Raw genomic sequence first — 24,441 nt, 5'->3', positions numbered from 1 at the left:
CCCTCACCGCGCCGCTCAGCCTTCCGGCAGCGGAATGAATTCTTTCTCATCGCCAGGAACGATATCGAAGCGGCCGGTCTTCCATTCCTGCTTGGCCTGCTCGATGCGCTCCTTCGACGAAGAGACGAAATTCCACCAGATGTAACGCTTCGAACCGAGCGAGGCGCCGCCGAACAGCATGAAATGCGCACCGGTTTGCGACGATATGACGATCTCGTCGCCGGGCCGGAACACCAGCAGCCGTTCAGCCGGAAAAACGTCGCCCGAAATCGAGACCTCGCCCTCCAGCGTGTAGATGGCGCGCTCTTCCGCATCGGCCGGGATTTTGACGCTGGCACCGGGGTCCAGCCGCAAATCAGCGTAGAGCGTTTCGGAATCCGCCCGCACCGGGGACCGCAACCCCTGGAAGTCACCGATGACGACGCGGCCGTTGACGCCTTCGGCATCGATCTCTGGAAGCCGCAGCGCCGCTGTGTTCTCGAACACCGGTGCAACCTCTTCCTTGCCGTCCGGCAGAGCCAGCCAGGTCTGCAGGCCGGAGATCGACATCGGCGCGCCGCGCAATTCCTGCGGCGTGCGCTCGGAGTGGACGATGCCGCGGCCCGCGGTCATCAGGTTCACGTCGCCGGGCTCGATCACCATTTCGGTGCCGAGCGAATCGCGATGCCTGATCTTGCCATCGAACAGATAGGTCACTGTCGACAGGCCGATATGCGGGTGCGGACGGACATCGAGCGCCTGGCCGGCGCGCATGATCGCGGGGCCCATGCGATCGAAGAAAATGAACGGCCCGACCAGCCTTCTCTTGGCGGTCGGCAAGGCGCGGCGCACCTCGAAGCCGCCAATATCCTTGGCGTTGGGGATGACCATCAGTTCGATCTGGTCGCTGGCGAAGGCATCGCCGACCTCAGGGTCTTTCCCCGGGAAGAAGCTCATGAACTCTCCTGGTCAGCGATCGATGGCCGCTTTGGACATGTCAGGCGAACCGGATCGCCGCCTTTGCTCTCAGTTTGGCTGCCACCTCTTCGCGATTGCGCGGATGCTGGTGGGTTTCGAGGGAATCAAGCAATTCGCGTGCGGATGCCGCGATGGCTTCGACCGCATGATCGAACGCATGCTGGTTCTGTTTCGACGGTCGCGTCGTTCCACTCAGCTTGCGGACAAACTGGAGTGCCGCGTCGCGGACTTCGTCATTGGTTGCCGGCGGATCAAAATTGAACAGGGTCTTGATGTTTCTGCACATCGCTTCCGTATCTCCTCTCCGTTTCAATCGGGACGAGTTGTATCCTCAATCATGATCGTGTCCAAAAGTCGGTAAGCCTGCTCCGCACCTCAGTCCGCGTCGAGCGGCTCGGTTCCAACCGGCTTGCCATCGCGCGACAGCCTGATCTTCTCGACCTTGTCCTCGGCGGCCTTCAGCAACCGGTCGCAATGTACCTTCAGCGCCTCGCCGCGCTCGTAGATCCGGATCGACTGGTCGAGCGGCACGTCGCCACGCTCCAGATCATCGACGATCTTCTCCAGCGCGTCGAGTGCCTGCTCGAAGCTCATCGCCTTGACGTCTTCGTTGATCTCACCAGTCATCATTCATCCTTTCATCAGTCGCCCGACATGGGCGGCGACCGAAAATGCCAATCCCTGCAGATCGTAGCCGCCCTCGAGCACGCTGACGAGCCGGTTGCCGCCATGGCGCGCGGCGCGCTGCATCAGCTGGCCGGTCGCCCAGTCGAAATCGTCCTCGGTCAGATTGATTTCCGCCAGCGGGTCGCGATGGTGGGCGTCGAAGCCGGCCGAAATGATGATCAAATCGGGCGCGAAATTGTCGAGTGCCGGCAGCACGCGCGACAGGAAAGCATCGCGAAACACCTCGCTGCCGGTCCGCGGCGCCAGCGGCGCGTTGACGATGTTGCCGGCGCCGGTCTCGTTCTTCGCGCCGGTGCCGGGATAGAGCGGCATCTGATGCGTCGAGCAATAGAGCACCGAGGGATCGTACCAGAAAATATCCTGCGTGCCGTTGCCGTGGTGCACGTCCCAATCGACGACGGCGACACGCTCCGCGCCATGCTTCTTCTGCGCATAGCGGGCAGCGATAGCCGCAGTGTTGAAGAAGCAGAAGCCCATGGCCGTGGTCTTTTCAGCATGGTGGCCGGGCGGCCGGGCCGCGACGAAGACATTGTCGGCGCGGCCCGCAAAGACGTCGTCGACTGCGGCATTGGCGGCGCCGATCGCCGTGATCACCGCCTGCCAGCTCTTCGGGCTGGCGGTGGTGTCGGCGTCGATGCGGGCGAGGCCTTCATCGGGAATGGCGGCGCGCACGCGCGCGACGAAATCGGCGGGATGCGCGTAGAGGATGGTCGCCTCGTCGCCTTGCGGTGCCTCGACGCGGTCAAGCGCGGCAAAAGCTTCGTCGTCGAGCACGCGCTCGATGGCGCGCAAGCGGTCGGGCCGCTCGGGGTGACCTGGCGGGGTGATGTGTTCGAGGAAGATCGGGTGCGTGTAGAGACGAGTGGCCATGTCCCCTATCTAGTGCCCCGGCGCCGTGATGGCCATGCGTTGCGGCTTGATCGCTGGGGAAAATCACGCCTGCGTCCATTCATGTCGCTGCGGGGATTGGCGTCGCCGGCCCTTCGGCGTAAGGTCGCCGCCACTGCCTGGTGCCTGCCGGACGTTTGTTTTAGCCGCATTCCGCGACGCCAAGTGATTCCACTTGGCTGCAAATGCTCTGGCGGGAGAATCGGGAACACGGTTTGATACCGTGGCGTGCCCAACGCTGTGAGGGGGACCGCGCCGGTAAATGCCACTGTCGATGACGGGAAGGCACCGGACGCGGGTTGATCCCGAGCCAGAAGACCGGCCTGGCAGGCATCGTCATCCGCATGGTCAGGCGGACGGCATCAGAACGACGTGCGCCCTCCTGGACGCACGGACTCTGCTGCAATCGCAAGGGGACAAGCGATGCCGGAAAACATGACCGTTCCAGTTGGCGACGGATTCGACCAGGCGGCGCGCGACGCGGTTTACCGCGCCATGTTCACGCGGCGCGACGTCCGCAGTCATTTTACATCGGAAGCGATCGACGACGAGGTGCTGGCGCGGCTTTTGCTCGCCGCCCATCACGCGCCGTCAGTCGGCTTCATGCAGCCTTGGAATTTCATCGTCATCCGCGATGCCGCGCGACGGGCGGAGGTGCGCGATCTGTTCCTGGCGGCGCGCGAACAGGAACTGCCGGCAATCGAGGCGGACCGGCAGGCGCTTTACCGCAAGCTCAAGCTCGAAGGCATCTGCGAAAGCGCATTGAACATCTGCATCACTTGCGACCGCGAGCGCTCGAAAGGCTCGCCGCTGGGACGCTGGCACAATCCGGAAATGGATCTCTACAGCACGGTCTGCGCGGTGCAGAATTTCTGGCTGGCGGCACGCGCCGAGGGCATCGGCGTCGGCTGGGTCAGCATCATCGAGGCGCAAGCGCTGAAGAGCCTGCTGTCCATCCCCGATCACGTGACGCCGATCGCCTATCTCTGCGTCGGCCGTGTCTCGGAGTTCGCGCCAAAACCGGATCTCGAAACGCATGGCTGGGGCCGACGGCTGCCGTTGCCCGACCTGATCATGAGCGAGACTTTTTGCGGGCAAGGCGAAGCGCCGCTCAAATCGACAGTGGCCCGCTTCAGCACCGTCGCCGGTGGGCCCGCCAGCCCAACCGATCAGCGTGTCGCGCCGGCCGTGCCCCAGCGCGAACCATCGAAGGTGGAGAGCGCCTTGCGCTTGAGTTCCCGGAACTTCGACGAGGCATCGGCCAGCCTGGCGTCCCAGGCGGCATCGGGCACCTGACCCTCGATGGTCTTGAAATAGACCTGCATCAAGCAGGCGATGGCGAACGGCTCGATGAACGCCGCCTTAAAGGCCCAGGCAAAGACGATGGCCAGAACGAAGGCCCAACCGGCGAGCTGTCCTGGCATGACGTAAAGAATGGCGGCTGCCGGGGCCAGCATCAGCAGGAAGATGACAAAGGAGACCCCCCACATGATCACGGCCAGCCAGACGGCGTTCTTGACCATGATCTTGCCGTTCTGGGCGTAGAGCACAACGCCTTGCCGCGCGGTCTCGAAGGGTGAGGACGAATTGATGCGGATGTTGTAGCCGAGAATGATCTCGTCGACATAGGTCAGCGACAGGCGGATCACCGTGTTGAGGAACGAGACCAGGCCGCTCAGGCCCGGAATGGGCAGGAAAGCCGCGATGCCGCCCAGCAGGCCGGTGATGGCGCGGATGGCGCCCTTGACCAGCTGGTCGACGACGAAAAGGATGTTCGCCTCGGCAAAACGCTCGGTCACAACCTCTTTCGCGTAGGCGATCTGGTTCTGGCCGTCGGGTACGTCGTGGCCGTCGATCAGATGCACCATGACAGCGATATGGCCTGCCTTGACGACGTAGAGGATGTATTCGCGGATCCAGTAGACAGCGATCGAGACGAGGCCGAAACCGACAATCCCGCCCCACATGGCAAAGGACAACGGCCCGTCGGGATCGGTGGAGATATGGCCGACGCCATAGCCGACCGAGGCGCCCGTGCCGGTGGCCATGATATAGGCCAGCGTAATGCCGAAATAGACGATCATGCGAAAGACAATGAAAGGCCAGGTCCGCATCATGATGGACACCGACCTGCCGATATCGAAATCCCACATGCCCCGAATCCCCCAGAGGTGGCTGTGGAGGATGCGCCCAAACCGTCTATTGTCAACTGCGAGCGGTGGCGGAGCCCGATTGCGGGTCAGTTTGGCCGCGCTTCCGGCTTCCGAGCAGGCCTTCGAGCAATTGCTTGAACGCGACCACCACCTTCCTCGACGTCGCTTCGGGATCGTTCGAGTTGGCGATCCGCTGCGCGGCCTGGCTGCTCGCCCCGTTGATCAGCCGCGCCGCGGTCTCGGGATCGAGGCCCGGCACGACCACCCCCTCCTGTTGCAGCGCGGTCAGATGATCGGTCATTGAACCGACGCAGGCATTGGCATTCGACCACTGTGCCGGATCGCCCAGCACGGCCGGACCGTCCCGGAACATGATGCGCTGGATTTCCGGCTCCAGCGCCATTTCGATGTAGGTCGTGCATTCGTCGACGAAATGCTGCCAGCGGGTCGGCGCCCTCGATGCGACCTCATTCACCCGCGCGGCCATTTCGGCATCGATTTGCGCGATAACCGCCTGCAGCAGTCCCTTCTTGTCGCCGAAGTGATGGTAGAGGGCGCCGCGCGTCAGTCCGGCCGACGCGGTGAAATCGTCCATCGACGCTTCGGCATAACCGATGGTGCCAAAGGCTTGGCGCGCCGCGGCGATCAGCTTGGCACGCGTCTCGGCGATCATCTCCTTGCGGGGTCTGTGCATGCTCTGGCCTTATCTACATACGCTCCGTATGCCAATTGACATACGCGACGTATGGTCTATCTAACACTTATACGTCTCGTATGTAATTGTCGAATCGCCCCTTGTCGAGGAACAGGATCATGCAAAACCCCTACTCGGAAATCTTTCGCGCTCCTGGCGCCAGGGGCTTTGCCGCCGCCGGCTTCATGGCGCGCCTGCCGATCGCCATGGCGCCGATCGGCATCGTGGCGATGCTGTCGCAGACGCGTGGCGAATACTGGCTGGCGGGTGCGGTTTCGGCGACGTTCGCCTTGGCCAATGCATTCCTGGCGCCGCAAATATCGAGGTTGGTCGACCGCCTCGGCCAGACGCGGGTTGTCGTCCCCACCACCATCATCTCCGTGCTCGCATTCGCGGCCCTGATCGCATCGGCCAATCAGGACTGGCCGGTATGGACGCTATTCGTGTCGGCATTGCTGGCCGCGGCGATGCCAAGCATGCCGGCCATGGTACGCGCGCGCTGGACCGAGATTTTCCGGGGCCGGCCCGAGATGAACACCGCCTTCGCCTTCGAGTCGGCGGCCGACGAACTGGTCTACATCGCCGGCGCATCGCTGTCGGTTGGTCTCAGCGCCGCGCTGTTCCCGGAAGCGGGCGTGCTCGTCAGCACGCTGTTCCTAGCCCTGGGCTCGACAGCCTTCATCCTGCAGCGTTCGACCGAACCGCAAGTGCGACCGGTGGACCATGGCTCAACCGGCTCGGCTATCCGCCTGGGGCCGGTTCAAATCATCACCTTCGCCATGATCTTCGTCGGCGCGACCTTCGCGACGACGGAGGTGAGCACGGTGGCGATCACCAAGGAACTCGGCCAGCCGGGCGCCGCAAGTCTCGTCATCGGCGTCTATGCGCTGGGCTCCTTCGTGCTCGGCATCATCATCGGCGCGCTCAACCTGAAAGCACCGCTGCAGCGCCAGCTCGCCATCGCGGTCGCGTTGGTCGCGCTCGGCACACTGCTGCCGCTTACCGCCAGCACCGTGCCCGTGCTCGCGCTGACTGTCTTCATCAGCGGCGTGGCGATCTCGCCGACCTTCATCACCGCCTTCGGCCTGATCGAACGGCATGTGCCTGAGACGATGCTGACCGAAGGCATCACCTGGGTGACCACCGGCATCGGCATCGGCATGGCGCTCGGTTCGTTCGCCGCCGGCGCGGTGGTGGATGCGTTCGGCGCCCAGAACGGGTTCTGGGTTTCGGTGGCATCGGGCGTTATCGCACTGGTCACGGTGCTGCTCGGCCAGCGCAGCCTCGCCACCCACGAATGCGAGTTGGAAGGATGCGAGGCGGCAATCCCGGCCGAGTGACAGGGAGGGTTTGTTGAGCTCAGATAATCTCGGTCTTGGCGATGTGGATGCCAAACCCTTCGAGGCCGACATAGTGGCGTTCACGCGAGGCGATCAGGTTGATCGAGGAAATGCCGAGATCCTTCAGGATTTGCGCACCAAGGCCGATCTCGCGCCATTCGCTCTCGCGCCGGCGCGCCTCTTCATGGTCCTCGCGATCACCCGGCGCCGGCCGGTTGCGCTCCTGGTGGGCGACGCCGACCGAGCCCTCGCGCAGATAGACGATGACACCGCGCTTGCGTTCGCCCATCGCCTTCATGATGCCGTCGAGTCGGTGGCTGGTGCCGAACACGTCGGTTACGACGTCCTCCGAATGCAGTCGCACCGGGACGTCCTCGCCGTCGCGGATATCGCCGAAGACGATGGCGACGTGATGCATCGTGTCCCAGGGCAGCGTGTAGGTGAAGACCTGCGCCTTGCCACCCAGCGTCTCGATGTCGGAACAGGCGACGCGCTCGACCAGCGTTTCCTTGCGCTGCCGGTAAGCGATGAGGTCGGCGACCGATACCTGCTTGAGACCGTGCTCCTCGGCGAAGGCCGCGACCTGCGGGCCGCGCTTGACGGTGCCGTCATCATTGACCAGTTCCGAGATAACGCCGATCGGCGGCAGGCCGGCGAGCTTGCAGAGGTCGACCGCGGCCTCGGTGTGACCCGAGCGCATCAACACGCCGCCTTCGCGCGCGATGAGCGGAAAGATGTGGCCGGGGCGGACGAAATCGGAGGCGCCGACATTGCCGTTGGCAAGGTTGCGAACGGTCAGCGTGCGGTCGTCGGCTGAAATTCCTGTCGTGGTGCCATGCTTGAAGTCGACGCTGACGGTGAAGGCGGTCGTGTGGGCCGAATCATTATCGGCAACCATCGGCGCGAGGTTCAACCGCTTGGCTTCCTCGCGCGGCATCGGCGTACAGACGATGCCCGACGTGTTGCGCACGATGAAGGCCATCTTCTCCGGCGTGCAGTGGACGGCGGCGACGATCAGGTCGCCCTCGTTCTCACGCCCGTCATCGTCCATGACGACGACGATCTCGCCGCGTTCGAAGGCCCGAATTGCTTCGACGATTTTCTTCTGGTCGTAAGGCATAAAGCGCTCGTTTCACTCGCAGGGAGTAGGGGAATAGGGCAGTGCGGGAGTAGGGAAAAGGAAAATTTGACCGTTTCGGCGTGGCAGCCAAGCTTAGTCCCCTATTCCCTATCCCCTTCCTGTCTGTCCTCGGTGCCGCAGATAGTGGTCGGCGATGGCGCAGGCAACCATGGCCTCGCCGATCGGCACGGCGCGGATGCCGACGCAAGGGTCGTGGCGACCCTTGGTCATCACCTCCACGTCGTTGCCGTCCTTGTCGATCGATTTGCGCGGCGTCAGGATCGACGACGTCGGCTTCACGGCAAAGCGCGCAACGATCGCCTGGCCGGTGGAGATGCCGCCGAGTATGCCGCCGGCATTGTTGGACAGGAACACCGGCTTGCCGTCATTGCCCATACGCATCTCGTCGGCGTTCTGTTCGCCGGTGATGCGGGCGGCCTCGAAACCATTGCCGATCTCGACGCCCTTGACGGCGTTGATCGACATCAGACCGGAGGCAATGTCCTGGTCGAGCTTGGCGTAGATCGGCGCGCCGAGGCCGGGAGGCACGCCGTCAGCGACGATCTCGATCACCGCGCCGACCGAGGAGCCGGCCTTGCGAATGGCGTCGAGATACTGCGTGAAAACAGAAACGGAAGCCGGATCGGGAGTGAAGAACGGATTTTCCGCGTCGCCGATGAAATTCCAGTTCCAGTTGGCGCGGTCGATCGACTTTTCGCCCATCGACACCAGCGCGCCGCGCACCACCATGCCCGGCACCACCTTGCGGGCGAGGGCGCCGGCGGCGACCCTGGCCGCGGTCTCGCGCGCGGAAGAGCGGCCGCCACCGCGATAGTCCCGTACGCCGTATTTGACCTCGTAGGTGTAGTCGGCATGGCCCGGCCGGAACTGGCGGGCAATCTCGCCATAGTCCTTCGACCGCTGATCGACATTCTCGATCAGCATCGAGATTGGCGTACCGGTAGTGATCATCGTCGCGCCGTCCTCGTCGAGGACGAAGCCTGAGAGGATCTTCACCTCGTCCGGCTCGCGGCGTTGGGTGACGAAGCGCGATTGCCCGGGTCGGCGCTTGTCGAGTTCGGCCTGGATTTCATCGCGCGTGAAACGGATACCCGGCGGACAGCCATCGACCACGCAGCCGAGCGCCGCGCCATGGCTCTCGCCCCAGGTGGTGACGCGGAAAAGATGGCCAAACGTGTTGTGAGACATGGAAAGTGCCCTGCCCGGCATCGAAACCGGCTGAAGCCAGCCTTCTATTGGCGTTTTCCACAGTGGTCAAACTGTGATCTGGCGGATTTAGTTTTGACACATTCGGTTGGTTTCTGCTCTGCTCCATTCGCCGTTGAGGATCCGCCGCCACCCAGGCCGGCGTAATGACCAAAGAGGACGATTATGCGTACCCTGATTGGCGCTGTTGCCGCCACGCTGCTGCTCTCCACCGCCGCCTTTGCCGGCCAGACCGAAGGCCTGATCAAGAAGGTCGACAAGGACGCGTTGACGCTGACGCTTGATGACGGCAAATCCTACAAGCTGAACGCCGAGACCGATCTCGACGCGCTGAAGCCAGGCATGGACATCGTCATCGCTTACGATGTGACCGATGGCGAAAACGTCGTCACCGACATGCAGTTGCCGGGAGACAGCGACACGAACTAAAGCGCGTCGCGTCGAAATGGATTCATGCGACACGCTTTAGGTCTTGTTTTTGTGCATGTCGTCTTCCCCAAAACCGAGGTCACTTTTGGGCGACATGCGTTAGGAATTGGCCTCTCCAGGCGTCCTAAAGCCACTCCAGGCTGTTCCCTTCGAGTTTGAGCACGCGATCGTGCGGTATCTCCAGGTTCGCGGCCTCGTCCTCGGGCCTACCAAGCACGAAGCGAAACAGGGCGCGCATGACGCCGCCATGCGTGACACAGATCGTCTTGCGGTCGATCTCGCCGAACCATGGCTTCACCCGCTCAAGCAGCATCTGGTAGCTCTCGGCACCTTCGCCCGGTGGCTGAAAATTCCATTTGTCGCGAGCACGCGTCCTGCTTGCCCCGGGAGACCGCGCATCGAGCTCGGCAAAGGTAAAACCCTGCCAATCGCCGAAATTGACTTCAATGAGCCTGATATCGGTTCGATAGGCGAGCGGATCGAGCTTCATGGCGGCGCGGATGCGTTCCATCGTCTCGCGCGTCCGCCTCATTGGGCTGGCGACGAAGTCGAACTCGTTGGGATCGCCGATGAGTTCGGCCAGCCGATGGCCGTTTCTGGTCGCCTGCTCGCGGCCGAGGGCATTGAGATCGGTGTCGGCCTGGCCCTGAAGCCGGAACTCGGCGTTCCACGCGGTCTGGCCGTGGCGCACGATATAAACCAGCGGGTACATCAGCTCTTCCGAAGATCGGGCCAGGGCCTGGACGGAGGATAGGCGGAGAGAACTAATCCTTGACCGTCGAAATATCCGGCGCGTCGACCGCCTTCATGCCGACGACGTGATAGCCGGAATCGACATGGTGCACCTCGCCGGTGACGCCACGCGACAGGTCGGACAGGAAATAGACGCCGGAATCGCCGACTTCTTCCTGCGTGACTGTCTGCTTCAGCGGCGAATTGTATTCGTTCCACTTCAGGATGTAGCGGAAATCGCCGATGCCGGAGGCGGCAAGCGTCTTGATCGGGCCGGCGGAAATCGCGTTGACGCGGATCTTCTTGGCGCCGAGATCAACCGCGAGGTAACGCACGCTGGCCTCGAGTGCCGCCTTGGCGACGCCCATGACGTTATAGTGCGGCATTACCTTCTCGGCGCCGTAATAGGTCAGCGTCAGCAGCGAACCGCCCTCGGTCATCAGCGCTTCGGCGCGCTTGGCGATGGTGGTGAAGGAATAGACCGAAATGTCCATGGTGCGCAGGAAATTGTCGCGCGTCGTCTCGACATAGCGGCCGGTCAGCTCGTCCTTGTCGGAAAAAGCGATGGCGTGGACGAGGAAGTCGAGCTTGCCCCAGTGTTTGGCGACATTGGCGAAAACCTCGTCCAAGCTCGCGGGATCGGTGACGTCGCAATGGCCCGCGACAAAGGCGCCCAGTTCCGCCGCCAGCGGCTCGACGCGCTTCTTGAAGGCTTCGCCCTGATAGGTCAGTGCGATCTCGGCGCCGTGATCGACGCAGGCCTTGGCAATGCCATAGGCGATCGACCTGTTATTGGCGACGCCAAGAATAAGGCCGCGCTTGCCGGCCATTAGGCCCTGTCCACCCGCCATGTCAGCGCTCTCCGCAAGGTTTCTGCTTTGTGGAGTGCCTATCGCACAGGCACACAGCCCCTTCAAGCGTTCAAACCGGACAGTTCGGGGGACAAAAGCTCTTGATCAGCCTTTTTGGCCGCGCAACAGCGATTCCAGCGCGCTGTCACCGCCTTCCGGCAGCATGATGCGCACATGGGCGTAGAGGTCGCCATGGCCGCCGGCTTTCTCCGGCAAGCCCCTGCCCTTGAGCCGCAGGACCTTGTCGGAACTCGACCAGGCGGGAACGTTGACAGCGAGCCTGCCGGTCGGCGTCTCGACCGGCACCTTGGCGCCCAGCACCGCATCGGCCAGCGAAACCGGCAGATCGGCGTGCAGGTCGCGACCCTCGATGCGGTAGCGCGGATGGCGGCGGATGTGGATCTTGACCAGTGCGTCGCCGGGCTGGCCCGGTCCCTGCTCGCCCTGGCCTTTCAACCGGATGGTCTGGCCATCCTCGACATAGGCCGGCAGCTTGACCGCCACCTTGCGGCCGTCCGGGAACATCGCCGTGACCTTTTCGGCGTTCGCAGCTTCCTCGATGGTGACGTCGAGCGTGACGTTCAGGTCAGCTGATGTCGCCGGCTGGCGGCGGTCGCCTGCGCCTGGCCCGCGCGCGCCTGAAAAGGCATCGCCGAAAATCTGGCTGAAGATGTCGCTGTTGCCATCGAACGGATCGCCGCCGGGGCGGCCCGAGCGGAACTCGAATCGCGAGCCGCCGGCGCCCTGTTGCTGGCGGCGAAACCCAGCAAAGGGGTCGCCGCCGCCGGCCGCACCTTCAAAACCCTGGAAACGCGGCTTGCCGTCGGCGTCGATTTCGCCACGATCGAAAGCGGCACGGTTCTTCTCGTCGCCGATGACCTCATAGGCCTGATTGGCCGCGGCAAAACGGTCCTTCGCCTTGGGATCATTCGGATTCTGGTCCGGATGATGCTTCTTGGCGAGTTTCCGGTACGCCGATTTTATGTCCTTGGCCGATGCGTTCTTTGCAACGCCCAGCACCTCATAGGGGTCGCGCATGCTTCCTGCCCTGGAAAAGGAGTGAGTCCATACTTGCCCCCTATATGCGCTCGCATAGGAAGAAATTCCAGTAGCGGTGCATCATATCAAAGCCGGAAAATCAGAGTGCCTTGAAGCCCTGCATGCGCCAGCCGCCGGCGCTGGCAAGACAGAGTTCGCCCTCGAACATGGCAACGCCGTCAAAGCTCTCGCGCGAAGCCTTGAAGCGGCGGCACGTCTGGCCGCTGTCCTTCAATTCCGCCAGTTCCGTGATGGAGCCGCGCGAGCCGGTGCCGGCATTCGCCCAAGGCACGGCCTGGCCACTGAGTTGCTCGATGTCGGCGGAGGATACCGCATTGCCGATCGTCGTCTGGTCCGAGTCGCGATCCGAATCGGCCGGCTTGGCCGAAGCCGATGTGCTGCTGGTCAGGATCGAGCGGTCGACTTCGGCTTTGTCCAGGCTGAAGCCGCCCGCACCGCAGCCAGCAAGCGGCAGGGCGATTGCCACGATCGCCGCTTTCGCGCTGGCTGAAGCGATAACGCCCCATTGCCTGCTGTCAAAAGCTTGCGCGATACGCGACAATCGGCAACCTCCCTGATCTCGTGACAATTTGAGAAAAACTATGAGTGACACAGCGTTAATAACCAGTGACTTTACCGAAGCGGCCGAGCCGTTTCGCCTCTTTGCCGCATGGCTGGACGACGCCACCAAGAGCGAAATCAACGATGCCAACGGCGTGGCGCTGGCGACCGTCGATGCCGAGGGCATGCCGGACGTACGGATGGTGCTGCTCAAGGGGTTCGATAAAAGCGGCTTTGTGTTCTACACGAATTTCGACAGCGCCAAGGGCCAGGAGATTCTGGGCAGCATGAAGGCGGCGATGTGTTTCCACTGGAAATCGCTGCGCCGCCAGGTCCGCATTCGCGGTCCGGTGGAAATCGTCAGCGACGCCGAGGCCGACAGCTATTACGCGACGCGGCCACGCGGCAGCCGCATCGGCGCCTGGGCCTCGAAGCAGTCGCGGCCGCTGGAAAGCCGCTTTGCCCTGGAAAAGGCCGTCGCGGAATACACAGCGCGCTACGCTATCGGCGAGATTCCACGGCCCAAGCACTGGTCGGGCTTCCGCATCGTGCCGAAGACGATCGAATTCTGGCACGACAGGCCGTTCCGGCTGCATGACCGAGTGGTCTTCTCACGCGACGCCGATGGTGGTTGGAGCAAGACGAGGCTTTATCCCTGAAAGGGTAAGGTTCAGCCCTTTTTCCTGGTCATGAATGCCGTGAGGGCCGCGCGCGCCTCATCGGATTTCAGCCGCTCACGGAAATGCTCGCTCTCCACTCCGATGCGGGCAACCAGATCGTCGCGTGAGCCGCGCATCAGGTCGCGCGCGATCTTGAGAGCCTGCGGGGGCTTGGCCGCGATGTGGCCGGCTGCCGAGAGGACCGAGGCCTCCAGAGCGCCCTCCTCGACCACCTCGTAGATCAGTCCAGCGGCCTTCGCGCGCTCGGCCGAGAAGCCTTCGCCGAGGGCAAGCAGCGCAAACGCAGCTTGCTGACCCAGGATGCGCGGCGCCAAAAGGCTCGATCCAGCCTCCGGCACGAGGCCGAGATCGACGAAGGGCGTGCGGAACACGGTGCTTGGCGTGGCGAAGGTCAGATCGCAATGCAGGTTGATCGTGGTGCCGATGCCGACCGCGATGCCGTCGACGCCAGAAACGATGGGTTTTTCGACCCGGGCCAACGCCAGCAGGAAATCCCAGACTTCCGTGCCACCATCGCCGCCGGTGGCCATAACCATGAAATCGGCAAGGTCGTTGCCGGATGAGAAGGCGCCGGGCACACCGAGAAAGACATGAACGCGGACCGCCGGATCGGCGTCGCCTTCGGCAAGGGCCGCCGACATCTTCGCATACATGGCGCGCGTCAGGGCGTTCTTCTTGTCCGGGCGGTTCATGCGGATGAGCTGGATGGCGCCCTGGCGCTCGACGAGGATGTGGTCTGTCACGGTCTTTTCCTTGTGAAGATCAGGCGGAAATCAGTGCCTTGCCGGCAGCAGCCAGGCTTTCGGCGCCGCCGATGACGCGCTCCTTCAAAGCGCTGACTTCGCCAAGCAGGTTTTCGGCGAAGAAGCGGCAAAGCGCGATGCGGCCCTGGTCGGCAAGAGCGGCCCGCGCCAGATAGGCGCCGCCGGCGGCAAGCGAGATCAGCCTGAGATAAGGCGTCGCACCCGCCAGCGCCTCCTCCGTCCGGCCGTCGGCCGACAATCTCTGCAGGAAACGCGTCGCTTGCGTCAAATCGGAGAGCGCCTGATCGAGAGCATCAGCGGTGCGGCCAAACCCTTCGAGGTTCGACGTTCGCACCGCATTGGCGATACCAGCCAGTTCGTCGATATAGCCATGCACGTGCTCGCCGCCACCAAGCGGCAGCTTGCGCATCACCAGATCGATCGCCTGGATGCCGTTGGTGCCCTCATAGATCGGCGCGATGCGCGCGTCGCGGTAGAGCGCGGCCGCACCCGTTTCCTCGATGAAGCCCATGCCGCCATGCACCTGGACGCCAAGCGAGGCGACCTCTACGCCGACATCGGTGGAAAAGGCCTTGGCGAGCGGCGTCAAGAGATTGGCACGGTCGCGCCAATGCGCCGCCTCGTCATCGGACGTTGCGCGCGCGAGATCGATGGCGTGGGCGCAGGAATAGCTGATGGCGCGGGCGATCTGTGTCAGCGCCTTCATGGTCAGGAGATTGCGCTGCACGTCCGGGTGATGGACGATCGGCGCCATGCCGGCGCCACCAAAGCTTGCCGCCTTGCCCTGACGGCGCTCATTGGCATAGGCGATCGCTTTCTGGGTCGCGGCTTCCGCGACAGCGACGCCCTGCATGCCGACGCAAAGCCGCGCATTGTTCATCATGGTGAACATGCAGGCGAGGCCCTTGTTCTCCTCACCGATCAGCCAGCCGATGGCGCCGGGTTGGGCACCCTGGAAACCGTCGCCATAGATCATGGTGCAGGTCGGCGAGGCATGGATGCCGAGCTTGTGCTCGAGCCCGGAACAGAAGACGTCGTTGCGCGCACCCAGCGTGCCATCGTCGCCGACCAGGAATTTCGGCACCAGGAACAGCGAGATGCCGCGCGTTCCGGCCGGTGCATCGGGCAGCCGCGCCAGCACCAGGTGGACGATGTTGTCGGTGAAATCGTGCTCGCCATAGGTGATGAAAATCTTCTGGCCGAAGATGCGGTAGGTGCCGTCGCCGGCCGGCTCGGCGCGGCTGCGCAGGGCGGCGAGGTCCGATCCGGCCTGCGGCTCGGTCAGGTTCATCGTGCCCATCCATTCGCCGGAGACGAGCTTTGCGAGATATTTGGCCTTGAGGTCCTCAGAGGCGTGTTTATCGAGCGCTTCGACCGCGCCCATGGTCAGCGTCGGACCGATGCCGAAGGCCATGGCGGCCGAATTCCACATTTCGAGCGCGGCGACGCCGAGCATGGTCGGCAGGGCCTGACCGCCATACTCTTCCGGCCCGGAGAGCGCGTTCCAGCCGCCTTCGATCCAGCGGCGATAGAGTTCCTTCCAGCCCGCCGGGGTGGTGACGACCGCGTCCTTCAACACGGCGCCTCGTTCGTCGCCGATCTTATAAAGGGGTGCCACCTCCTCGGTGGCGAAGCGGCCGGCTTCGCCAAGGACGGCATCGACCAGATCCTCGCCGAGATCGCCGAACGCACCGGCATCAATGGCCGATTTCATGCCGGCGACGTGCTTCAGGGTGAACGCAATATCCCCGACCGGTGCCCGATACATGCCGCTCGATCCTCCTGATGCACCGGCCTCGCCGACCCTAGAGCCAGTGCCGCCGCAAAACCATCCGCCTTTGGGCGGCCTCCATTTTCTTTTTACGTAAACGTCAAAATTTGTCACGCGGATTTTGCATTGCGACTGCGTTGGCCGGCAAGGCTTCAAACTTACCGAGGCTGTCCGAGACGATGCCAAGCATTGCGCGCCTCGACCATCTCGTAATCTGATCCGGGGGTATAATAGCGACGGTGCAGCCAGAAGAGCCGCTGGTGTTCAGGTTTCCCTGATCGGATACCCGGATCGCGTCCCATGCGATCGCGAATCTCTGCTAACGAAATCACGTAGCACACCGGTTCTGGGCTAAGCGCAAACGCTATAAAGACCCACCACGGTGTAATATAGCTCTCCGGCTCAAGGCCTAAATGTGTATCCTGTGGTTTTTTTGCGTGAGCCTTGACCTGAATCGGATGCATGACGCTCTCGTCTGCCGAGATAGCAAACAAGTCAGCTCCTTTGGCGTTGCGGACCGTGAGCATAACGTTCCAACCGGACCTCGACAACTCACGGGCCGCATGAAAAACGCCAACGTTACCTGTCATTTGCTTGTCATTGCTCAATGGTGCTGCCTCCTCCATCCATCAATTCGACTATGCTGCTCATACTAGCTGGTAATTGCCGAACCACCATTGGCCGAGAATAGCCGCGCTTCACCCTCCAGCCGGACACCAATCTCCCGAGAAGCATTTCCTTAACCATAGCGGTCCAGGATTTGCCTTTGATCAACGGGGATTCCCTGTTTGAAAAGGACGGCGTGTTTCCTTCGCCGCACAGCGCCTCTCGCTCTTGCGGCGACAATGGCGCTGTCGATGGCGGCAAAGGCTTCGGATTTTTCCGAGCCGTGGAAGAGTGCCGACCGTGCCCTGGTGGTCGATGCCTACGAATACAATTCCATCGACTGGGCCCGGCTTGCCACCGACAAGCGCATCGTCGCTTTCATCAACAAGGCGTCCGACGGCATGCCGCCGCCCTACTTCTGTTTCGGCAGCGACACCGACGTGAAGCTGTGCAAGGCGCTGTGGAAACGCCACGCGGTGACGCGCGAATTGTTCCAGACACGCAGGGTCGTGGCCAAGGCGCTCGGCATGAAATGGGGCGCCTATCATCTCGCCCGTCCCGGCAATCCGGTCGAGCAGGCCAACAATTTCCTCGATTTCGCCGACCCCGCGCCGGATGATCTCATGGCTCTCGACATCGAGGGCAACGATCCCTCGCAATGGATGTCGCTCGATGACGCCGAGGAGTTCGCGCGCCAGGTGCATCGGCGCGTCGGCCGCTTCCCGGTGCTCTACACCAATGGCAAGACCGCCCAATATATCGCCGACAACCGCTACAAATACCGGCTCCTGTCGCGGCTGCCTCTGTGGTACGCGCGCTACAAGCCCGACATCGACGTGCATTTTCCGATGGGTAATTGGCAGGGCTACGCGCTCTGGCAGTTTTCGGCGCAGGCCAATTGCGGGCGCTTCCGTTGCCCCTACAGGGTTGCCGGCACGCCCGACAACATCGACGTCAACGTGGCGCCCACTAATGCCGTCACGCTGCGTCAGCAATGGCCTTTCGGCGGCCTGATCGACGTGCCTCCCGATTATCTTGCCAGCGTGCCGGTGCCGCTCTCGCGGGAAGCTGCCCTGGCCGGTAAAGCGACCATCATCTATGCCGATGTGGCGACGCCGCCGACATTCGAGGAAATGGCCGCCGTGCTCGGTTCGCGCTGGTCGAAATTCCGCGACGGATTCCGCATGCCTGTCGTGAAGACGGTGCCGCGACGGCCGGGCTTCGGTATTGTCCAATATGTCGCCTGGAAGCGGGCCGGGCAGCGTTCACCCGAGCAACTCGACGCCGCCTTCGCAGCGGCCGCCGACCCGGTCAGCACCGCTTCGACAACCCTCGACCGCGGCCAGCGGTAGCCGCCACCCGGTCGGAGTTCAGCCTGCCTGCTCGCGCGCCACGGCCTGCCAGCCGATGTCGCGGCGACAGAACCCGTCAGGCCAGTCGATCCGGTCGAGCGCGGTATAGGCCCGCGCCTGCGCCTCCCCGACCGTGGCGCCGGTCGCCGTGACGTTGAGCACACGGCCGCCATTGGCAACCAGCGCGCCGCCATTGATGGCTGTACCGGCATGGAAAATCTGGACGCCTTCGCCCGCGGCGTCCTCGACGCCGCGGATGACGGAGCCTTTCTCCGGCGTGCCGGGATAGCCCCTCGCCGCCATTACAACGGTCAGCGCCGCCTCGTCGCGCCAGCGCACGGAGGTATGCGCAAGCTGGCCGTCGACGGCGGCATTGAGCAGCACCAGAAGATCGTCCTTCAGCCGCATCATCAACACCTGGCATTCAGGATCGCCGAAGCGGGTGTTGTATTCGATCAGCTTCGGCCCGTTTTCCGTGATCATCAGCCCGGCGAACAGAATGCCGGCGAAAGGCGCGCCGAGATCGGCCATGCCGCGCATGGTCGGGTCGATGATCTCGCGCATGGTGCGCTCGATCATGTCAGGCGTCATCACCGGGGCCGGCGAATAGGCGCCCATGCCGCCGGTGTTGGGGCCGACATCGCCGTCGCCGACGCGCTTGTGGTCCTGTGCGGTGCCGAAGGGAAGCGCCGTTGTACCGTCGCAGAGGCAGAAGAAACTCGCCTCCTCGCCGGTCATGAATTCCTCGATCACCACCTCCGCGCCTGCGGCGCCGAACGACCCGTCGAAGCAGGAAGCGAGTGCCGCCTGCGCTTCATCCATCGTCATGGCGACGGTGACACCCTTGCCGGCTGCGAGCCCGTCGGCCTTGATGACGATCGGCGCACCCATCTTCTCGACATAGGCCTTGGCGGAGGCCAGGTCGCCGAACCGGCCATAAGCGGCGGTCGGGATGTTGTAGCGGGCGCAGAGATCCTTGGTGAAACCCTTCGAGCCTTCCAACCGCGCGGCGGCCTTCGAAGGCCCGAAGACGCGGATGTTTTCGGCGCGCAGATCATCCGCGATGCCGGCGACCAGCGGCCCTTCCGGACCGACCACGACGAGATCGATTTTTTTCTCGCCGCAGAAGGCCGCCACGGCGGCATGATCGGCGATATCGAGCTTCACCAGTTCGGCCTCGGCGCCGATGCCCGGATTGCCGGGCGCCGCGTAGAGCTTGGTCAGCAGCGGCGAAGCGGCGATCTTCCAGGCCAGCGCATGTTCGCGGCCGCCGGAGCCGAGAAGAAGAACGTTCATGGCCACCTCATGATGCCGACTATCTCATAGAGAGAACAACCCGCTATTGCTCTCTGGGCCACGGGTCAAGGCATCAGGGTGGATTGATCTGAATTGCGCACGGGAACGTTATGCCTGCCGAATAGGGGGCGCAGGCCACCAGCGCCCCCTATTCTGGCTCTCGTTCAGCCCTGATGGACCACCGGGAACCAGTCCTCGCGCAGCTTCTGCCCCGGCTGCATGCCATGACCGTGATAGGGCGGCGAGGTGCGGCCCGGCCGCTCGACATAATGGGCATCGTCGCCGACCCAGCGCAGCGACAGCGCCCGGCGCCGTGCCGAGGTCATATTGCCGCGCGCGCCGTGCGCCGTCCTGAAGTCGAACAGGATGGCGTCGCCCGGCTCCATCTCCCACTCGATAACTTTCATCGATGGATCGTTGTCGGGATCGGGCACAGGACGATAATCACCCTCGGCGCCGTAGAAATTGCCGTCGTCCAGCCAGCGTACCGGCAGGATCATCTTGTCCCATTTGTGCGAGCCGGCGATCAGGCGCAGCGTCGCCTCCCTCACCGGATCGATTGGGATCCAGAAGCTCACCGTCTGCTGGCCGTCGACGAAATAATAGGGAATGTCCTGGTGCCACGGCGTCGGCTTCTGCGTGCCAGGTTCCTTGACCAGAACATGGTCGTGGAAGAACTGCGCGGTGCGCGACCGCATCACCGCGGCTGCCAGTCGCGCCGCGGGCGATTCGCGCACCACCTTGACGAATTCGGGGATGCGCTCCCAATTGCAATAATCGTCGAAAAAGCTGCCGCGGCCATTGGCGATGTCGGACGCCGTGGCGCTGCGGTTCTGCATGTTGCGCTCGATGCCGGCGGCGATCGTGTCGACCCAGCCCTTGAAGGCGCCGCGGACACAGACCGCGCCGTCGCGCTGGTAGTCGGCGATTGTCCGCGCATCTATGATTTCGGTGTCCATTGCCCGTGGAGCGGTTTGGAAAGCCATGTTGTCCTCCTTTCAGTATCGAGGCGACTATCGCAACGGCCGCTCATTCAGTAAAATAATAACTTCTCATCCGACACATAGGTTTGAACTATGAGTCTGACGCTCACCCAGCTACGCTATCTCGTCGCCGTCGCCCGCCATGGCAGCGTCACGGGCGCAGCCCGGGCGCTCAACATTTCGCAACCGTCTATTTCGGTGGCGATCGACGCCATCGAAAAGGATTTCGGCCAGAAACTGTTCGTGCGCCAGCGTGGAAGCGGTGTCTCGCTGACCTCCTTCGGTCGTGTTGCCGTGGCAAAGGCAAAGCAGGTTCTTGCCGAGACAGACGAACTCCTGGGCTTGGGGAAGGTCAACTCGGCGATCGGCGGCGAGCTGGTGCTCGGCTGCTTCGAGGATCTGGCGCCCTATTTCGCGCCGGGCCTCATCCGCGCCTTCTCCGAACGCCATCCAGCGGTCGCCGTCATCGTCCGCGACGAGACGTTCGAGACGCTCGGGCGACGCCTGGCGGACGCCGCCGTCGATCTCGGCCTCAGCTACGATCTCGGCCTGCCGTCGCATTTCGCCCGCATCCTGCTGCACGAGCTGCGGCCGCATGCGCTGTTGCCGGCGGGCCACGCGCTGGCGGACCGCCCCGAGGTCAGCCTGGCGGATCTGGCCGCCTACCCGCTGATCACGACCGACCAGCCGCATAGCTGGCAGCATATGCTTGACCTGTTCCGCAGCCGTGGCCTGTCACCCGTCGCCGACATGCGCACAAGCTCGTTCGAACTCCAGCGCAGCATGGTGGCGAACGGCTTCGGCGTCGCGGTCAGCTATACCCGCCCGCATGGCGACCACAGCTATGACGGCTTGCGCCTCGTCTGCAAACCGCTATCGGATCCGCTGCCCATGCAGCGCATCATCCTCACCCACGATACGCATCAGCGCGTGTCGAATGTGGCGCTGGCTTTCATCGAGGTGGCGAAAGTCTGGTTTTCCACACGCGACATCTTCACCTCCTGACGGGTGGACGGACGCTCCTGCCCTGCTTGCCGCTTGACGGTTTCCGCCGCTGCTGCCACTCCATGCCAATGGAACCTGTCCAGTCGAAAGCGTCCCAGGGCCGCGTCTCCGATGCGCCGAACCGCCATTGGGTCTATCGCGTGCTGCCGCGCGCGATCTGGCCCTATGCACAGCTTGCACGGTGGGACAGGCCGATCGGCTGGCAGTTGCTTTTGTGGCCATGCTGGTGGTCGGCCGCACTGGCGGCGAGCGCCTATCCCCGGCCTGGCGACCCGCTGCTTTCGCTGCTGCCGGCGCCACTCTATCTCGTGCTGTTCCTGATTGGCGCCATTGCCATGCGTGGCGCCGGCTGCACCTATAACGACATTGTCGACGAGGACATCGACAACCAGGTCGAACGCACCCGCTCACGCCCGCTGCCATCCGGCCAGACCACGCGCCGGCGGGCCTGGCTGTTTCTTGTCCTACAAGCCCTGGTCGGCCTGGCGGTGCTCCTGCAGTTCAACAGCTTCGCCATCCTGCTCGGCGTCTGCTCGCTGGCGATCGTGGCCGTCTACCCATTCATGAAGCGGATAACCAACTGGCCGCAACTGTTTCTCGGTTTTGCCTTTTCCTGGGGCGCGCTGATGGGATGGGCGGTCGAGTTCGGTGATCTCGATGGTCCCGCCATCATGCTCTATATCGGTTCGATCCTGTGGGTGATCGGCTACGACACGATCTATGCGCACCAGGACAAGGAAGACGACGCCATTGTCGGCGTGCGTTCGACGGCGCGGCTGTTCGGCGACAACACCAAAGCGTGGCTCGCTGGGCTTTATGGCGGTACGCTGATCTGCTTCGCCATCGCCTTCGCCTCGGCGCAGGCCCCGGTGGTGGCGCTGGCTGGCTTGATAGCGGCCGGTGCCCATATGGCCCGGCAGATCGCGGTGCTGGATATCGACGATCCGGATCAATGCCTGCGGCTGTTCCGGTCGAACAACCAGGTCGGCTGGCTGATCTTCCTCGGCCTGATCGGCGGCGCGCTATGGGTGGCGCTGAAGCCGCTGGTGTAGCGGCTTTTTCCCCTCCTCCCCGTTACGGGAAGAAGGGGAGCCAAGTCTCACTCCCGCGCAATGATCTCCTGGCCGTCGATGACCAGCCTGAGGCCGAGGTCACCAGCCCTGCGGCGGGCAAGGAAGCGCGGGCGGCGCATGGTCGAGATACGGCCCTTGCGGCGGTCCTGCGGCGGCAATGTCTTGATGGCGGCGCCGAGCGATTCTTCCAGGGTGCGGGCGACGCCGTCGGATTCGATCAGCAGCATCGGCAGGCGGTAGGCATCGGCCCAGGCGCGCCAGTCGGCGGCGACGTCTTCGAGATCGTCGGCCACCAGCAGCGGCACCGACAACATCGGATCGTTGTGGAGGAGTTCCAGGGTCACCGTGACATTGCCTTCCGGATCCTCCATCGCACGAGCGGCGACACCGCGAAATGCATTGGCGGGCAGCACAATGATCGCCGGCAGGCCGCTCATCTCGAGCAGGCGGCGGATCACGGCGCCACGCTGGTCGATGGTGAAGGTCACGTCGCCATAATCGTCGCGTGTCGCGTAGCTCACCACCTGCGGCAGGCGGAATGGGTCGAGACGCATGTTGCGTCCCGCCCAGACTGGCTTCAGTCCAGTGTTCACGTTCATAGAGCGCCTTCCTGTCTGTCTCCTGAGAGCCGATGTCCGGTTCTCTCCGGGCCAGTTTTCCCGGCCTCGTTATGGGGAAACAGTAGCGCCGGCTCCTTACCGCCGCGCTTAAGAAAGTCGGTTAAATTTTGCTGATCTCAGGGATGGTTATCGGAATGCCACCAGCCACAAGATGTTGAAAGGATCAGATAACCTTACCAGGATTCATGATGCCGGCCGGATCGAAGGCAGCCTTTACCCGGCGCATGAGATCGATGGCCATCGGCGGCGCGGTGGCGATCAGTTCGTCGCGCTTCAACTGGCCGATGCCATGCTCTGCCGAGATCGAACCATGCAGGCTGCGCACCACGTCATGCACGGCCTTGTTCATGGCATGGTAGAGCGCCAGAAACGCTTCGTCGTCGCCGTCGACGGGCCGCGAGATGTTATAGTGTAGGTTGCCGTCTCCCATATGGCCGAAACAGACCACCCTGGCGCCAGCACTGACCGAGGCCACCGCGCCAGCGGCCTCCGCGATGAAGCGCGGTATCGATGCGATCGGCACTGAAATGTCGTGCTTGATCGAAGCGCCTTCCGGCTTCTGCGCCTCGGGCAACAGCTCGCGGAAATCCCAGAAGGCGTCGCCCTGCCCGAGGCTGGCGGCGATGACCACGTCGCCGACGAATTCCTGCTCGAGGCCCGCGGAAAGCACGTCCTCGATCAGCGCCCGAGAATCCTCCGATGAGCGGCCGGACGAAATCTGCATCAGCACATACCAGGGCCAATCCTCCATCAGCGGCCGCGTCACGCCCGGGGCATGCGCCAGCGTGAAATCGTATGGCCGCTTGCCGATCAGTTCGAAGGCGGTGAGCGCTGCCCCGGCGCGGTCCATGGCCAGGCTGAACAGGGAAAGAGCGGCCTCGGGCGACGACAGGCCGACGAAGGCGACGTCGCGCCCCTTCGGCTTCGGAAACAGTTTGAGCACGGCGGCGGTGATGATACCGAGCGTGCCTTCGGCGCCGACGAACAGGTTCTTCAGGTCGTAACCGGTATTGTCCTTCTTCAGCTTGCGCAAATCGTCGAACACCTCGCCGGTCGGCAGCACCACCTCGACGCCGAGACACAGCTCGCGCGCATTGCCATAGGCAAGCACGCCGGTGCCGCCGGCATTGGACGACAGATTGCCGCCGATCTGGCAGGAGCCTTGCGCGGCGAGCGAGAGCGGGAACAGCCGGTCGGCGGCGTCGGCCGCTTCCTGCAAGGTCTGCAGGATGACACCGGCCTCGACCGTGACCGTGTTCGACAGGACATCGATCTCGCGGATGCGGTTCAGCCGCGACAGCGACAGGACGATTTCATGGCCGGATTTGTCCGGCACCTGCGCACCGACCAGCCCGGTGTTGCCGCTTTGCGGCACGATTGGCGTTCCGATCTCTGTCGCCAGCCGCATGATCCGGCTGACCTCGTCGACGCTGCCCGGCCGCAGCACCAGGGACGTCGCGCCATGCCAGAGGCCGCGTCGCTCGATCAGATAAGGTGCGATGTCCTGCTGGTCGCGCAGCGCATATTTGTCGCCGACGATCGCCGCGAAACGATCGATGAGAGCGGGATCGAGTGTCTTTGCGGTTTCGGTCATGTGGGAAAACTACGTTGAGG

At 63.4% G+C, this 24,441-nt stretch carries 25 protein-coding genes, 1 pseudogene and 1 riboswitch; of the genes and pseudogenes, 7 read left to right on the top strand and 19 right to left on the bottom strand.

The features are described from left to right. Positions 1-15 precede the first annotated feature (15 nt). From M653_RS0105160 to M653_RS0105145, 4 genes are all read right to left on the bottom strand, one after another. Entirely contained in the window at positions 16-936 is a 921-nt protein-coding gene (locus M653_RS0105160; RefSeq protein ID WP_027142345.1) for a pirin family protein, read from the bottom strand. Between the two features lie 40 nt (positions 937-976). Then, a complete protein-coding gene (locus tag M653_RS0105155; RefSeq protein ID WP_027035955.1) occupies positions 977-1,243 on the bottom strand; it encodes a DUF2277 domain-containing protein in 267 nt (88 codons plus the stop codon). Positions 1,244-1,332: 89 nt separating this feature from the next. After that, complete coding sequence (locus M653_RS0105150) at positions 1,333-1,584, bottom strand: exodeoxyribonuclease VII small subunit (RefSeq protein ID WP_015318808.1); 252 nt, start codon at positions 1,582-1,584, stop codon at positions 1,333-1,335. Positions 1,585-1,587: 3 nt separating this feature from the next. Continuing rightward, entirely contained in the window at positions 1,588-2,514 is a 927-nt protein-coding gene (locus M653_RS0105145) for a histone deacetylase family protein (RefSeq protein ID WP_027142344.1), read from the bottom strand. A gap of 177 nt (positions 2,515-2,691) precedes the next feature. After that, positions 2,692-2,874: riboswitch (cobalamin riboswitch) on the top strand. A gap of 81 nt (positions 2,875-2,955) precedes the next feature. Here M653_RS0105145 and bluB point away from each other — a divergent pair. After that, positions 2,956-3,534: pseudogene (gene bluB, locus M653_RS1000000137550) on the top strand (5,6-dimethylbenzimidazole synthase); the annotation flags it as partial. A 167-nt stretch (positions 3,535-3,701) separates the two neighbouring features. Here the strand turns inward: bluB and M653_RS0105135 are convergent. Further along, complete coding sequence (locus tag M653_RS0105135) at positions 3,702-4,685, bottom strand: hypothetical protein (RefSeq protein WP_027142342.1); 984 nt, start codon at positions 4,683-4,685, stop codon at positions 3,702-3,704. 52 nt (positions 4,686-4,737) lie between these two features. Further along, a complete protein-coding gene (locus M653_RS0105130) occupies positions 4,738-5,379 on the bottom strand; it encodes a TetR/AcrR family transcriptional regulator (RefSeq protein ID WP_027142341.1) in 642 nt (213 codons plus the stop codon). A gap of 119 nt (positions 5,380-5,498) precedes the next feature. Here M653_RS0105130 and M653_RS0105125 point away from each other — a divergent pair, with 119 nt between their 5' ends. Continuing rightward, positions 5,499-6,719, top strand: coding sequence for an MFS transporter (locus tag M653_RS0105125; RefSeq protein ID WP_027142340.1), 1,221 nt, complete (start codon positions 5,499-5,501; stop codon positions 6,717-6,719). A gap of 19 nt (positions 6,720-6,738) precedes the next feature. Here the strand turns inward: M653_RS0105125 and ribB are convergent, their stop codons facing one another. Then, entirely contained in the window at positions 6,739-7,839 is a 1,101-nt protein-coding gene (gene ribB, locus M653_RS0105120; protein ID WP_027142339.1) for a 3,4-dihydroxy-2-butanone-4-phosphate synthase, read from the bottom strand. A 108-nt stretch (positions 7,840-7,947) separates the two neighbouring features. After that, positions 7,948-9,048 carry a chorismate synthase gene (aroC, locus tag M653_RS0105115; protein ID WP_027142338.1) on the bottom strand — a complete coding sequence of 367 codons (1,101 nt, stop codon included), beginning with the start codon at positions 9,046-9,048 and terminating at the stop codon, positions 7,948-7,950. 183 nt (positions 9,049-9,231) lie between these two features. Between aroC and M653_RS0105110 the strand changes: the two genes are divergently transcribed. Next, entirely contained in the window at positions 9,232-9,495 is a 264-nt protein-coding gene (locus M653_RS0105110; RefSeq protein ID WP_023783490.1) for a DUF1344 domain-containing protein, read from the top strand. Positions 9,496-9,619: 124 nt separating this feature from the next. Here the strand turns inward: M653_RS0105110 and M653_RS0105105 are convergent, their stop codons facing one another. The 4 genes from M653_RS0105105 to M653_RS0105090 all read right to left on the bottom strand — a co-directional run bounded on the left by M653_RS0105105 (position 9,620) and on the right by M653_RS0105090 (position 12,678). Further along, positions 9,620-10,207, bottom strand: a complete 588-nt coding sequence (locus tag M653_RS0105105; RefSeq protein WP_027142337.1) for a histidine phosphatase family protein — start codon at positions 10,205-10,207, stop codon at positions 9,620-9,622. Positions 10,208-10,259: 52 nt separating this feature from the next. Further along, positions 10,260-11,078: an enoyl-ACP reductase FabI gene (gene fabI, locus M653_RS0105100; protein WP_015318818.1), complete on the bottom strand. Its 819-nt coding sequence runs from the start codon at positions 11,076-11,078 to the stop codon at positions 10,260-10,262. A 105-nt stretch (positions 11,079-11,183) separates the two neighbouring features. Continuing rightward, entirely contained in the window at positions 11,184-12,116 is a 933-nt protein-coding gene (locus M653_RS0105095; RefSeq protein WP_027142336.1) for a J domain-containing protein, read from the bottom strand. Between the two features lie 100 nt (positions 12,117-12,216). Further along, entirely contained in the window at positions 12,217-12,678 is a 462-nt protein-coding gene (locus M653_RS0105090; protein WP_027142335.1) for an RT0821/Lpp0805 family surface protein, read from the bottom strand. Positions 12,679-12,718: 40 nt separating this feature from the next. Between M653_RS0105090 and pdxH the strand changes: the two genes are divergently transcribed. Further along, a complete protein-coding gene (gene pdxH / locus M653_RS0105085; RefSeq protein ID WP_027142334.1) occupies positions 12,719-13,336 on the top strand; it encodes a pyridoxamine 5'-phosphate oxidase in 618 nt (205 codons plus the stop codon). Between the two features lie 11 nt (positions 13,337-13,347). Here the strand turns inward: pdxH and M653_RS0105080 are convergent, their stop codons facing one another. The 3 genes from M653_RS0105080 to M653_RS1000000134910 form a co-directional block, all read right to left on the bottom strand. Next, positions 13,348-14,100: a crotonase/enoyl-CoA hydratase family protein gene (locus M653_RS0105080; RefSeq protein ID WP_027142333.1), complete on the bottom strand. Its 753-nt coding sequence runs from the start codon at positions 14,098-14,100 to the stop codon at positions 13,348-13,350. Positions 14,101-14,119: 19 nt separating this feature from the next. Next, positions 14,120-15,889, bottom strand: coding sequence for an acyl-CoA dehydrogenase (locus M653_RS0105075; RefSeq protein ID WP_027142332.1), 1,770 nt, complete (start codon positions 15,887-15,889; stop codon positions 14,120-14,122). A gap of 161 nt (positions 15,890-16,050) precedes the next feature. Then, positions 16,051-16,500 carry a hypothetical protein gene (locus tag M653_RS1000000134910; protein ID WP_156938149.1) on the bottom strand — a complete coding sequence of 150 codons (450 nt, stop codon included), beginning with the start codon at positions 16,498-16,500 and terminating at the stop codon, positions 16,051-16,053. A 237-nt stretch (positions 16,501-16,737) separates the two neighbouring features. Between M653_RS1000000134910 and M653_RS0105065 the strand changes: the two genes are divergently transcribed. Next, entirely contained in the window at positions 16,738-17,850 is a 1,113-nt protein-coding gene (locus tag M653_RS0105065; protein ID WP_032935012.1) for a glycoside hydrolase family 25 protein, read from the top strand. An 18-nt stretch (positions 17,851-17,868) separates the two neighbouring features. Here M653_RS0105065 and purD read toward each other — a convergent pair whose 3' ends face one another. Both purD and M653_RS0105055 read right to left on the bottom strand, forming a co-directional pair. Next, complete coding sequence (gene purD / locus M653_RS0105060; RefSeq protein ID WP_027142330.1) at positions 17,869-19,146, bottom strand: phosphoribosylamine--glycine ligase; 1,278 nt, start codon at positions 19,144-19,146, stop codon at positions 17,869-17,871. A gap of 164 nt (positions 19,147-19,310) precedes the next feature. Further along, entirely contained in the window at positions 19,311-20,132 is an 822-nt protein-coding gene (locus M653_RS0105055; RefSeq protein ID WP_027142329.1) for a phytanoyl-CoA dioxygenase family protein, read from the bottom strand. Between the two features lie 90 nt (positions 20,133-20,222). Between M653_RS0105055 and M653_RS0105050 the strand changes: the two genes are divergently transcribed. Both M653_RS0105050 and ubiA read left to right on the top strand, forming a co-directional pair. Next, complete coding sequence (locus M653_RS0105050) at positions 20,223-21,134, top strand: LysR family transcriptional regulator (RefSeq protein WP_027142328.1); 912 nt, start codon at positions 20,223-20,225, stop codon at positions 21,132-21,134. A 68-nt stretch (positions 21,135-21,202) separates the two neighbouring features. Continuing rightward, positions 21,203-22,186 (top strand): 4-hydroxybenzoate octaprenyltransferase, encoded by a 984-nt coding sequence (gene ubiA, locus M653_RS0105045; RefSeq protein WP_027142327.1) that lies wholly within the window; start codon positions 21,203-21,205, stop codon positions 22,184-22,186. A 47-nt stretch (positions 22,187-22,233) separates the two neighbouring features. Here the strand turns inward: ubiA and M653_RS0105040 are convergent, their stop codons facing one another. Next, positions 22,234-22,800 carry a DUF6101 family protein gene (locus tag M653_RS0105040; RefSeq protein ID WP_027142326.1) on the bottom strand — a complete coding sequence of 189 codons (567 nt, stop codon included), beginning with the start codon at positions 22,798-22,800 and terminating at the stop codon, positions 22,234-22,236. A 190-nt stretch (positions 22,801-22,990) separates the two neighbouring features. Then, positions 22,991-24,421 carry an FAD-binding oxidoreductase gene (locus M653_RS0105035; protein ID WP_027142325.1) on the bottom strand — a complete coding sequence of 477 codons (1,431 nt, stop codon included), beginning with the start codon at positions 24,419-24,421 and terminating at the stop codon, positions 22,991-22,993. Between the last annotated feature and the right edge of the window lie 20 nt (positions 24,422-24,441).

This window comes from Mesorhizobium sp. WSM3626, assembly GCF_000513935.1.
Taxonomy (GTDB): Bacteria; Pseudomonadota; Alphaproteobacteria; order Rhizobiales; family Rhizobiaceae; genus Mesorhizobium; species Mesorhizobium salmacidum.
This window is presented reverse-complemented; position numbering and strand designations above follow the sequence as displayed.